Annotated in this window: 10 protein-coding genes; 3 read left to right on the top strand and 7 right to left on the bottom strand. The window is 60.4% G+C overall.

Features of this window, described 5'->3' with window-relative positions; genetic code table 11:
* The first annotated feature begins 54 nt into the window (after positions 1-54).
* Entirely contained in the window at positions 55-1,617 is a 1,563-nt protein-coding gene (gene guaA / locus ABEB22_RS11345) for a glutamine-hydrolyzing GMP synthase (protein WP_406870311.1), read from the top strand.
* Between the two features lie 599 nt (positions 1,618-2,216).
* On the opposite strand, the gene ABEB22_RS11350 is transcribed toward guaA, so the two are convergent.
* The 7 genes from ABEB22_RS11350 to ABEB22_RS11380 all read right to left on the bottom strand — a co-directional run bounded on the left by ABEB22_RS11350 (position 2,217) and on the right by ABEB22_RS11380 (position 9,756).
* A complete protein-coding gene (locus tag ABEB22_RS11350; protein WP_339112720.1) occupies positions 2,217-3,983 on the bottom strand; it encodes a hypothetical protein in 1,767 nt (588 codons plus the stop codon).
* A gap of 273 nt (positions 3,984-4,256) precedes the next feature.
* Positions 4,257-5,555, bottom strand: a complete 1,299-nt coding sequence (locus tag ABEB22_RS11355; protein WP_406870312.1) for a pyruvate dehydrogenase complex dihydrolipoamide acetyltransferase — start codon at positions 5,553-5,555, stop codon at positions 4,257-4,259.
* Positions 5,556-5,567: 12 nt separating this feature from the next.
* A complete protein-coding gene (locus ABEB22_RS11360) occupies positions 5,568-6,941 on the bottom strand; it encodes a pyruvate dehydrogenase complex E1 component subunit beta (RefSeq protein WP_339112718.1) in 1,374 nt (457 codons plus the stop codon).
* A 14-nt stretch (positions 6,942-6,955) separates the two neighbouring features.
* Positions 6,956-7,981, bottom strand: coding sequence for a pyruvate dehydrogenase (acetyl-transferring) E1 component subunit alpha (gene pdhA / locus ABEB22_RS11365; RefSeq protein ID WP_339112717.1), 1,026 nt, complete (start codon positions 7,979-7,981; stop codon positions 6,956-6,958).
* A gap of 186 nt (positions 7,982-8,167) precedes the next feature.
* The gene (locus ABEB22_RS11370; protein ID WP_406870313.1) at positions 8,168-8,464 is read right to left on the bottom strand and encodes a septum formation initiator family protein; all 297 of its coding nucleotides are present in this window, start codon (positions 8,462-8,464) and stop codon (positions 8,168-8,170) included.
* A gap of 199 nt (positions 8,465-8,663) precedes the next feature.
* The gene (locus ABEB22_RS11375; protein WP_406870314.1) at positions 8,664-9,257 is read right to left on the bottom strand and encodes a peptidylprolyl isomerase; all 594 of its coding nucleotides are present in this window, start codon (positions 9,255-9,257) and stop codon (positions 8,664-8,666) included.
* Entirely contained in the window at positions 9,250-9,756 is a 507-nt protein-coding gene (locus ABEB22_RS11380) for a peptidylprolyl isomerase (protein ID WP_339112715.1), read from the bottom strand. Before ABEB22_RS11380 ends, ABEB22_RS11375 begins: the two co-directional genes overlap by 8 nt.
* A gap of 213 nt (positions 9,757-9,969) precedes the next feature.
* Between ABEB22_RS11380 and ABEB22_RS11385 the strand changes: the two genes are divergently transcribed.
* A complete protein-coding gene (locus tag ABEB22_RS11385; RefSeq protein ID WP_406870315.1) occupies positions 9,970-11,160 on the top strand; it encodes a phosphoglycerate kinase in 1,191 nt (396 codons plus the stop codon).
* 218 nt (positions 11,161-11,378) lie between these two features.
* On the top strand, positions 11,379-12,281 hold the full coding sequence (locus tag ABEB22_RS11390; protein WP_339112713.1) for a fructose bisphosphate aldolase: 903 nt from the start codon (positions 11,379-11,381) through the stop codon (positions 12,279-12,281).
* The last annotated feature ends 37 nt before the right edge of the window (positions 12,282-12,318 follow it).

The raw sequence follows: 12,318 nt of genomic DNA on the forward strand, positions 1-12,318 counted from the left end.
GGCAGGGCTGCAAAGTTATTGCCTTTGTAATCCTGCCCCCTTAAAGGCTCGCATATGGCACAGCATCAGACCCTCCTTATCATCGACTTCGGATCCCAGGTGACGCAGCTGATCGCGCGCCGCCTGCGCGAGCTGAACGTCTATTGCGAAATCCGTCCCTACCAGTCCGTCACCGAAGAGGTGATCCGCGAGATCGCGCCTCTGGCCGTGATCCTGTCGGGCGGTCCTGACAGCGTGACGCGCGAAGGCTCCCCCCGCGCGCCGCAAGCCCTTTTCGAGATGGGCCTTCCCATCTTCGGCATCTGCTATGGTCAGCAGGTCATGATGGAACAGCTCGGCGGCCGCGTCGAAGCCGGCCACCATGCCGAATATGGCCGCGCCTTCGTCACTCCCGCCGATGGCCACAAGCTCGACGGCATCCTTGCCGGTCTCTTCCTCGATGATGGCCGCGAGCAGGTCTGGATGAGCCATGGCGACCGCGTGACCGCATTGGCTCCGGGTTTCGAGGTGATTGGGACCTCGCCCAACGCGCCCTATGCGATCACCGCCGATGAAAGCCGCCAGTTCTACGCCGTGCAGTTCCACCCCGAGGTGCACCACACGCCCAATGGCAAAGCGCTGATCGAGAACTTCCTGCGCAAGGCAGGTTTCACCGGCGACTGGACCATGGCCGCCTATCGCGAGGAAGCGATCAAGACGATCCGCGAGCAGGTGGGCGACAAACAGGTCATCTGCGGTCTTTCGGGTGGCGTTGACAGCTCGGTCACCGCGATCCTCCTGCACGAAGCCATCGGTGACCAGCTGACCTGCGTCTTCGTCGATCACGGCCTCCTGCGCCTCGATGAGGCCGAACAGGTCAAGACCATGTTCCGCGAGAACTACAATATCAAACTGATCGCGGCGGATGAATCCGATCTCTTTATCGGTGCGCTGGAAGGCGTCTCCGATCCGGAAGTCAAGCGCAAGACCATCGGCAAGCTCTTCATCGACGTATTCCAGAAATACGCCAACGAGATCGAGGGCGCCGAATTCCTCGCTCAGGGCACGCTTTACCCCGACGTGATCGAGAGCGTGAGTTTCTCGGGCGGTCCTTCGGTCACCATCAAATCGCACCACAATGTGGGCGGTCTGCCGGAGAAAATGGGCCTGAAACTGGTCGAGCCGCTGCGGGAGCTGTTCAAGGACGAGGTCCGCGAGCTTGGCCGCGAACTCGGTCTTCCCGACAGCTTCATCGGGCGTCATCCGTTCCCCGGTCCGGGTCTGGCGATCCGCTGCCCCGGCGAGATTACCCGCGAGAAGCTCGAGATCCTGCGCAAGGCGGATGCGGTCTATATCGACCAGATCCGCAAGCACGGCCTCTATGACGAGATCTGGCAGGCTTTCGTGGCGATCCTTCCGGTGCGCACCGTGGGTGTGATGGGCGATGGCCGCACCTATGATTTCGCCTGCGCATTGCGCGCGGTTACTTCGGTCGACGGGATGACGGCGGATTACTACCCCTTCACCCACGAGTTCCTCGGCGAGACCGCCACGCGGATCATCAACGAGGTCAAGGGCATCAACCGTGTGACCTATGACATCACCTCGAAGCCCCCGGGCACGATCGAGTGGGAATGACTTGAGGTCTGGAACCGACCGGTAGCCACCGGCAGAAAATCACATCTAAGCCCGCGTCACTGCGGGCTTTTTGTATTTTGGTGCTGTATCGACCGGGATGGTCTGGCGCTGATCGTCGGAGCGGTGGTTGTTCGGGTTCCGATGCTGGCGTCCGACCGTGCACTTGACCACGATGCTGATCAGTTCACAGGATTTGAAAAGGCGACACACCGGAACCTTTGTCACAGAAGCTTTCCGGATCAGTCAACTTTACCGCCAATATATGCGGTGATCGCCCGGGCAGCTTTAGCGCCAAGGTCACGTTGTGAACGCGAAGCCCTAGCGACCTGCGGAACCAGCGCCTGATTGACAGCGAACTATTCAAAAGGACGCTCCGCCACGCGCTGAACGGCGTCCTCATCCTCTTGAGGCGGGGACATGGGCGAACGCCCGAATGCAGCGAATCTGCTCGGCGAGAAAGAATATCAACGTCGGCTGTTTCGACGGAGTTTTCCGACAATAGCGCCCCGTCGTGTTGGGACAGTCTGGCATCTGCGCAGAAAAAGACCCGCCACGCATGGCGCGGCAGGTCTGGTGCTCATTTCCCGGATCGCGGGTCGTCAGTTGCTCTGATTGGCATCCGTGACACGCATCGCAAGCGCGGCAAGGATGAAATAGCACAGCGTCAGCGCCATTGCGATCGAGTGGAAATTGGTGCGCAAAAGCTCATAGGCCCCGAGATCGGGTGCCGTAAAGGCCAGTTGCAGTGCCAGTCCCAACATCGACAGGAGCATAATTCCTGCACCGCCCAGCAGCCATTTGGCGATCTTGGCCGTGTGCTCGTTCGATGGATCCTCTTCCTCGTCATCCATCTGGGCTTGCGCATCACGGCGCTCCTCGAAGGCCGCGAGATATTCCTCGCGCTCGGCCTGCTGGGCTTCTCGCTTGGGCCAGTTTCCTTTCGCGCCCATGAAGGAGGCGAGGATCGGGTAGGAGACCAGCGCCAGAATATATTCCGGCAGGAAGATGAAGTAGAAGCTGATGGCTTCGGTCACCAGCAGGGTGATGGCGAAAGCGAGAGCGATCATCCATGTCACCAGCGCGGCAGGGTTCAGCTTTTTGCCCAGATAGCGTGACCAGTAGCGGGTCAGGCCCAACTTGGGGAAGAACCAGTGTTCAGCCACCACGATTGCGCCGATCGGTGAGAGGAGCATCGCGCCGTACACGGTCAGCGGCATGATGGATTGCGCCACGAAGGGGAAACACGCGGCAATCGCAATGAAGATACCAACGCCGAGCGTGACCTTTGCCCGCGATTTGCCCGGGAAAAGGGAGGTTGCTGCAAGCCCTGCACGGTAGAGGCAGGCATTGGCCGTTGTCCAACCGGCACACACCACAACAAGGATGCCGATGACGCCCAGTGTCGCGAAGGCCACATCGGCGCTATCGAGGCTGGTCAGGCTGGCGCTGACAATCAAAGCGGCACCCGCGCCCATCAGACCTGCCGAGATCCAGCCGATATAATGGCCGAGGAACATCCCGATCCCCGAGAAGAGGCCATAGCTCTTGTGTTTGGCGAAGCGGAAGATCGCCATGTCGATGAGGCCCAGATGGACCATTGCGCCATTCGCCCAGGCAAAGGCTGCCACTTCCCAAACGCTGATCCCGGGATCTCCAGTAGGGGTGCGACCGGTCCAGATCGTGTCCTGTGCTGCTTGCAGGAAGCCGCTGAAACCGCCGAAGCCCACCGAACCGGTGGCGTTATAGGCAAGGATCGGCAGGGCAATGGCTCCGCCGCAGATGAAACAGGCCAGCATCCAGGGCGCACAGATCGTTGCAAAATTCGCCATGGCCTCGAAACCGATGGCCGCCACGGCCACAACGACCGCGCCCACCAGAAGCGTGATCAGAACGAAGGTTCCGGAGGTCGGATACCATTCCGTCTGCACAGGCAGACCGAAAGCGAAGCGTACCGCATAGGCAGAGATAGTGATCATCGCCGCTGCAAGAGAGCCGTAAAACAGCAAGATCGCAATATTGTAGACCTTGGTGAAGTAGGGCCCCGCGATATGTTCAAGATAGGAGAAGAGAGAGCGGCGTGTCTCGACAGCGATCGGCGTGGTCACCAGCGTCCAGCTGGCCACCGCCAGCGCGTTGCCGATCAGGAGGCCGATCAGGACTTCCTTGGCGCCGACCCCCATCATCACGAAGGTGACGCCGATGACGAATTCGGTCGCGGCGATATGCTCACCGCCGAAAAGGCCGGCGAAGTAGCGCCAGCCGCGCACATGGCGAGCCGCAGGCGGAATGGCACCGCGCAGGTGTTTACGATGTTTTTGGGGCGAGGGAACGGAGGAAGCCAGGCTCTGGTCGTTCGAGAGTGTCATCTTTTTCCAGATGTTGTTGCATGGAGCGGACAGCCTTTCAGACCATCCCATGCAACTAAACCCTTAGAGCATGACAAGGTTTCGCAGATCCGTGAGCTTTTGTGAGTTTACCTCAAAATGACGTGAATCCGACGGCGTTTTGCAGGATGTTAGCGCGAGTGCAAAAATCATGAAGCAATCTTGAAGCGCAGCAAGCTGCGTGACCTATCTCCCGAGGGTAAATAGGAAAAGGCGCCCGGTGCCGGGCGCCTTTCAAACCGGTTCGAGAGGCAATTATGCCAGCATGGTCATCGGGTTCTCGAGGTTCTCGACGATAACCTTCAGAAGGTCCGCACCAAGCGCCCCGTCGATCACACGGTGATCGACCGACATGGTGACCGACATCACGGTGGCCACTTCGATTTCGCCTTCGGCATTCACCACCGGCTTTTTCACACCACCACCGACGGCAAGGATACCGGCATGGGGCGGGTTCACGATGGCATCGAAATTGTCGATACCGAACATGCCGAGGTTGGAGATTGCGAAGGAGCCGCCCTGATATTCATGCGGCGCGAGTTTGCGATCGCGGGCACGTTTGGCCAGATCCTTCATCTCGGAAGACAGCGCGGAAAGCGACTTCATATCGGCGTCTTTCAACACCGGCGTGAAGAGGCCGCCCTCGATCGCCACGGCCACGGCCACATCCGACGGTTTCAGCTTCAGCACCCGGTCGCCCGCCCAGACGGCATTGGCGTCCGGCACGGCCTGCAGCGCTTGCGCCACGGCCTTGATGATGAAGTCGTTCACCGACAGTTTGACCCCACGGCCTTCCAGCTGCTTGTTCAGCTGCGAGCGGAACTTCAGCAGCGCATCCAGCTTGATGTCGCGGCGCAGGTAGAAATGCGGGATCGTCTGCTTGGCTTCCGAGAGGCGCGCGGCAATCGTCTTGCGCATCCCGTCCAGCTTGACCTCTTCGAACTCGCGGCCCTCATACATCTTGATGACGGCATCGGCCGAAGGGCCAGCAGGTGCAGCTTTGGCGACAGGCGCGTCGGTTTTGGCCGGAGCTGCAGCCGCGGCTTTGGGAGCTGCGCTTGCACCTTCGACATCGGCCTTCACGATCCGGCCACGAGGCCCGGAGCCTGCGATGGTCGCCAGATCCAGACCTTTCTGGGCCGCGATACGGCGGGCCAGCGGCGAGGCGAAGAGACGCTTGCCATCCTTGGCGGGGGCTGCCGGAGCAGCGGCTGCTGCAGGGGCCGCCTCTGCTTTCGGTGCCTCTGCCGGCGCCTCGGATTTCGCGGGCGCTGCCGGATTGGAGGCGGTCTCGATGGCCGAGGCATCCTCGCCCTCTTCGAGCATAACAGCGATGGGCGTGTTGACCTTCACGCCCTCGGTGCCTTCGGCGATCAGGATCTTGCCCAGAACACCTTCATCCACCGCCTCGAATTCCATCGTCGCCTTATCGGTCTCGATTTCCGCGATGATGTCGCCGGAGGCGACGGTGTCGCCTTCCTTCTTGAGCCAGCGCGCCAGCGTGCCTTCTTCCATCGTCGGAGAAAGGGCCGGCATCAGGATTTCAGTTGCCATCTCTGGATCTCCTTAGCGATAGGTGACTTTTTTCACCGCAGCGATGACTTCATCGGTGGTGACAAGAGCCAGTTTCTCGAGGTTGGCGGCATAGGGCATCGGCACGTCTTTACCGGTGCAGTTGATCACGGGCGCGTCGAGATAGTCGAAGGCGCGTTCCATGATGACAGCAGAGAGGTGGTTGCCGATGGAACAGACGGGGAAGCCTTCTTCGACGGTGACGCAGCGGTTGGTCTTCATGACCGAAGCCAGCACGGTGTCATAATCGAGCGGACGGATTGAGCGCAGGTCGATGACCTCTGCCGAGATGCCATCTGCCGCGAGCTTCTCGGCCGCTTCCAGCGCATAGGTCATGCCGATCCCGAAGGAGACGATGGTCACATCGGTGCCTTCGCGCCAGACTTTTGCCTTGCCGATCGGAACCGTGAAATCGTCCATCACCGGCACTTCGAAGGATTTCCCGTAGAGGATCTCGTTTTCGAGGAAGATGACGGGGTTCGGATCACGGATTGCCGATTTCAAGAGACCCTTCGCATCGGCTGCCGAGTAGGGCTGCACGACCTTGAGGCCCGGGATCTGCGCATACCATGCGGCGTAATCCTGGCTGTGCTGCGCGCCCACACGGGCGGCGGCGCCGTTCGGGCCACGGAACACCATCGGTGCGCCCATCTGGCCGCCCGACATGTAGAGGGTCTTGGCAGCCGAGTTGATGATCTGGTCGATCGCCTGCATGGCGAAGTTGAAGGTCATGAACTCGACGATCGGACGCAGGCCGCCAAAGGCCGCGCCGACCGCGATACCGGCGAAGCCATGCTCGGTGATCGGCGTGTCGATCACGCGCTTCGAGCCGAACTCGTCCAGCAGGCCTTGGGAGATCTTGTAAGCGCCCTGGTATTCGGCCACTTCCTCACCCATCAGATACACGTTCTCGTCGCCGCGCATCTCTTCGGCCATCGCGTCGCGCAGGGCTTCGCGGACCGTCTGGGTCTTCATCTCGGTGCCTTCGGGCCAGTCTGCGGCGGTATTCGGCGCCAGCGGTGCCTCGGGGGCCTCATCGGATTTGGCGGTTGCAGGAACCGATGCGGGGGCAGGGGCGGCCTCTGCGGCAGGTGCCGAAGCCGTCTCGATATCATCGGCGGATTCGCCTTCCTCGAGCAGCACGGCGATAGGCGTGTTGACCTTTACGCCCTCGGTGCCTTCCTCGATCAGGATCTTGCCCAGCGTGCCCTCGTCGACCGCTTCGAACTCCATCGTCGCCTTATCGGTTTCGATCTCGGCGATAATGTCCCCTGCGGAGACGGTATCGCCTTCTTTCTTCAGCCAGCGCGCCAGAGTGCCCTCTTCCATGGTGGGCGACAGGGCGGGCATCAGGATTTCAGTTGCCATTCGTGTATTCCCTCTCAGGCGTTCTGCGGTGCGACTTCGGCGTAGATATCGGTCCAGAGCTCTTCGAGCGCGGGCTCGGGGCTTTCTTTCGCGAATTCGGCCGACTCGTTGACGATCGCCTTGATATCCTTGTCGATGGCCTTCAGGTCATCTTCGGTTGCGTGCTCGCCGGTCAGCAGGAGCTGGCGCACATGCTCGATGGCATCACGCTCTTCGCGCATCTTCTGCACTTCATCGCGGGTCCGGTATTTCGCGGGGTCCGACATCGAGTGGCCGCGGTAACGATAGGTCTTCACTTCGAGGATATAGGGGCCTTTGCCCGCACGGCAGTGCGCCACGGCTTTTTCGCCTGCGGCTTTCACGGCCAGAACATCCATCCCGTCGACTTCCTCACCCGCGATGCCATAGGCCTCGCCGCGCTTCCAGAGCGCCGGGGATTTGGTCGAACGCTGGACGCTCGTGCCCATCGCATACTGGTTGTTCTCGATCACGAAGACGACCGGAAGATCCCATAGCTGCGCCATGTTATAGGTCTCATAGACCTGGCCTTGGTTGGCCGCGCCATCGCCGAAATAGGCGAAGGTCACATTGTCATTGCCCTTGTATTTGTCGGCAAAGGCCAGACCCGCACCGATCGGCACCTGTGCGCCCACGATGCCATGGCCACCATAGAAATGTTTCTCTTTCGAGAACATGTGCATGGAGCCGCCTTTACCTTTCGAATAGCCGCCCTCGCGGCCCGTCAGCTCGGCCATCACGCCTTTGGCGTCCATGCCGCAGGCAAGCATATGCCCGTGATCGCGATAGGAGGTAACGCGCTTGTCGCCCTCTTTCGCGGCGGCCTCGAGACCGACAACAACAGCCTCCTGACCAATATAGAGGTGGCAGAAACCACCGATCAGACCCATACCATAAAGCTGGCCTGCCTTCTCTTCGAAGCGGCGGATCAGCAGCATGTCACGGTAGTAGCTGAGTAGCTCGTCCTTGGAGACGTTGGCACCGGCCTTCGGTGCAGTCCCCGAACTCTTGCGAGCAGCCATAGGCATCCTCCCTAAAAGCGGATAGTTCAGTATTAAACCATTTCTAGCGGAAAGCTTTCAGGAACACAATCACCGCATTGCCTGCCAATGAAAAAAGGGCGAGCGACACGATTATGTCAGACAGGGTAATGCAAAAACCCGCAAGCCTTGCCTGCGGGTCCGGATGTGGCGCCACTGTGGAGGGGCTCAGCGGATGACGACCTCGTCGCCGCGCACCAGCCCGAGAATATTGCGGGCCTGCTGGTCGAGGAGGTCGAGATCGAGATAGTCATCCGAAAGCCGGTGCGTCAGATTCGCCATCCTCGTCACCTCGTCGCGCAGCGTGTCGCGCTTCTGGGTCATATCGGCAATCTCCGCCTCGATCTGGACGCGCTTGAAGATCCCGTAAGACCCCTGCACAGCCGCAAAGGTGAAATACGCCGCAAGCACGAAGGCGATGGAAAAGAAGATCAGCGGCCCGACCGCCCGGTTTTTCTGCTGCATGTTCTGCCTATGTCGGGCGCGGGGACACGCGCCTCACTGCTCTGCCAAATATGGTGCGAAACTCGCGATGCCTCTTGTCGGGCAATGGACGAATTATGGCATGAAGGGAGCTTAACGCCTAGCTATTTCTGGCGGGGCCGAGGGCCGAAAATGAAAAAGGCGCCCGCGGGGGCGCCTTTTATGGAAGCCAGAGGCCGGATTACTTCTCGACCTTGGCCGAGACGATATAATCGGGCTCATCCACCAGACCATTCTTGGCGCTGTCGCCCTTCTTGATCTGGTCGACGATGTCCATGCCTTTTACGACATGACCCACAACGGTGTATTGGCCATTCAGATGGGGCGCATCGGCAAACATGATGAAGAACTGCGAATTGGCCGAATCCGGGTTTTGCGAGCGGGCCATGCCGACGATGCCGCGCACGAATTTCCGGTTCGAGAATTCTGCCGGAAGGTCGGGTTCGGTCGAACCGCCCATGCCGGCCATCGAAATCTGCGATGATCCGCGTTTTCCGAACTGCACGTCACCGGTCTGTGCCATGAATCCGTCGATGACGCGGTGGAAGACCACGTCATTATACTCGCCTTTCTCGGCCAGCTCTTCCAGACGTTCGGCGGCTTTGGGAGCCACATCGGGGAGAAGGTCGATGACCACCTCGCCTTGAACCGATCCGCCGATCTCGAGCACAAGATTCGGACCGGGCCCGTCAGGGGCCGTGTCCTGAGCATAGGCTCCGGTGGTCATTGCCCCGGCGCCCATTGCAAACAGGGCTGCCGCAACAAGATTACGCATCGGCAGCCACCGTGACCTTGATCATACGGTCGGGGTTTTTCGGGGGCTCGCCACGCACGATCTTGTCGACATTGTCCATACCTGCGATCACGCGGCCATAAACGGTGTATTGGCCGTTGAGGAAGTGGTTGTCCGAGAAGTTGATGAAGAACTGCGAGTTGGCCGAGTTCGGGTTCATCGAACGCGCAGCACCCAGCGTGCCGCGATCATGCGGGATGCGCGAGAATTCTGCGGGAAGATCATCATATTGCGACCCGCCGGTGCCTGCGCGGCCCGGATTGTAGTCTTTTTCCATATTCGCGTTTTCCACGTCGCCGGTCTGCGCCATGAAACCGTCGATCACGCGGTGGAAGGCCACGTTGTCATAGGCTCCGTCGCGGGCCAGCTGCTTCATGCGCTCGGCATGTTTCGGCGCGATCTCGGGCATCAGTTCGATGACAACCGGACCATCCTTCAGCTCGATGATGATGGTGTTTTCGGGATCTTTATATTCGGCCATAAGGTCCTCCTGAATCTGGCCTGCAATCTACACGACCATGCCGCCATGGAAAGCCGAAACCTGAGTTTTTCGCTCTCACAGCCTGTCACAGCCCGTCACGGGGTGTTCAGGGCGGGTGATCGCCTCTGTTGACGGGCCCCGATCCGCAGTGCAAGTTGCCGCCAAAGAGGCGCCGTCTATATGAGCCAAGGCGCCGGAATGAGGAGACACCCTATGGCTTGGAAAACCCTTGATGATCTGGACCTGGAGGGCAAGGTTGCTCTGGTTCGCGTCGACATCAATGTCCCCGTCGAGGACGGGCGCGTGACCGATACCACGCGCATCGACAAGATCGTGCCGACCGTGAAGGACATCTTGGCCAAAGGCGGAAAACCCGTTCTGTTGGCACATTTCGGCCGCCCCAAGGGCAAAATCGTGCCGGAGATGAGCCTCAAGCCGCTGGTGCCCGCATTGGCCGAAGCCTTCGGCGTGCCGGTGCATTTCGCCGAGGATTGCATCGGCGGTCCGGCCAAACGCGCGGTGGCGGCACTGCCCGAGGGCGAGGTTTTGCTGCTGGAGAACACCCGCTTCCATGAGGGCGAGGAAAAGAACGACCGCGAGCTGGCCGCTGCCATGGGCGCGCTCGGGTCTGTCTATATCAATGATGCCTTCTCGGCCGCGCACCGTGCCCATGCCTCGACTGAAGCGCTGGCCCATGTGTTGCCCTGCGCGGCGGGTCGGCTGATGGAGGCCGAACTGAAGGCGCTCGAGGCGGCACTTGGCGAGCCTGAACGTCCGGTCACGGCGGTCGTGGGTGGGGCGAAGGTCTCGACCAAGCTGGACCTCTTGGGCAATCTTGTCAGCAAGGTCGATAATCTGGTGATCGGCGGGGGCATGGCCAATACCTTCCTCGTGGCGCAGGGTATCGATGTCGGCAAATCGCTCGCGGAACGGGATATGGCCGACACCGCGCTCGAGATTCTCGAGAAGGCAAAAGCGGCAGGCTGCACCATCATCCTGCCTGCGGATGTGGTGGTGGCGCGCGAGTTCAAGGCCAATGCCAAGAGCGAGACCGTGGCGGCGGATGCCTGCCCCGAGGATGCGATGATCCTTGATGCCGGTCCCGAGGCCGTGGCGCAGATCGTCAAGGCCTTCGAGGGTTCGCGCACGCTGATCTGGAACGGACCGCTCGGGGCCTTCGAGATCGCGCCGTTCGATACGGCCACCAATGCCGCCGCCGCCAAGGCCGCCGAACTGACGGCCGAGGGCAGGTTGATTTCGGTCGCCGGTGGCGGGGATACGGTTGCGGCGCTCAACAAGGCGGGCGCTGCAGAGACCTTCAGCTATATCTCAACCGCAGGTGGTGCTTTCCTCGAATGGATGGAAGGTAAAACCCTGCCGGGCGTGGCAGCGCTTGGCGCGTAAGAGGTCCTTGTAAACATGACGCGAAGGGGCGGCCTGAAGGCTGCCCCTTTTGCCATCTGGCGTGAAAGATGCCCGAATACTGGCAGCATTGCGCCAAGCTTCATGACAAAATGAAAGAATCCGAAAAGGTTAGCGCCATCAAGATTGTCTAAGCCCCTCCGTCGCGCTAGGTCTGGACTTGGCCCATTATTCATACTCCGTGCTGGAGGGAGAGACATATGCCGAACGCGCAACAAACCGAACAGATTTCAAAAGGTGACGGGTTTATCGCCGCGCTTGACCAATCGGGCGGTTCGACTCCGAAGGCGCTGCGCCTTTACGGTATCGAGGAGAGCGAATATTCCAACGATGCCGAAATGTTCGACCTGATCCACAAGATGCGGACGCGGATCATCAAATCGCCGGCCTTCTCCAACGGCAAGGTGATCGGGGCGATCCTGTTCGAGCAGACCATGGATCGCGAGATCGACGGTATCCCGACCGCCACCTATCTGGCCGAGAAATGCGGCGTGGTGCCCTTCCTGAAGACCGATAAGGGGATGCTCGACGAGGAGAACGGTTGCCAGCTTCTCAAGCCGATCCCGGGCTTCGAGGATCTTCTGGACCGCGCGGCGGCAGCAGGTATCTTCGGCACCAAGATGCGCTCGGTCGTCTCGGCCGCCAACCCCGAGGGGATTGCCGCCGTGGTGGCACAACAGTTCGAGCTGGGCGCGATTGTCATCAAGCACGGTCTGATGCCGATCATCGAGCCGGAAGTGACCATCTCGATCGCCGATAAGGTCGAGGCTGAAGCGATCCTGCGCGAGGAGATCCTCAAGCAGCTCGACGCCCTGCCGGAAGACCAGCAGGTGATGCTGAAGCTCTCGCTGCCGAGCGTGCCGAATTTCTACAAGCCGCTGGTCGATCACCCGCGTGTGCTGAAGCTGGTGGCCCTGTCGGGCGGCTACTCGCGTGACGAGGCCAATGCGATCTTGGCAAAGAATGATGGCATGATCGCCTCCTTCTCCCGCGCGCTGACCGAAGGCATGTCGGACAAGCAGACGGACGAGGAATTCGATGCGGCACTGGCGAAGGCGATCGACGATATCCATGCGGCGTCCCTGGCGCATGAGCCCGCCTGATTGTATCCGGAACTGAGTTGGGAAGGCGGGGCGTTTG

It is taken from the genome of Thioclava sp. 'Guangxiensis' (genome assembly GCF_045348365.1).
GTDB lineage: Bacteria > Pseudomonadota > Alphaproteobacteria > Rhodobacterales > Rhodobacteraceae > Thioclava > Thioclava kandeliae.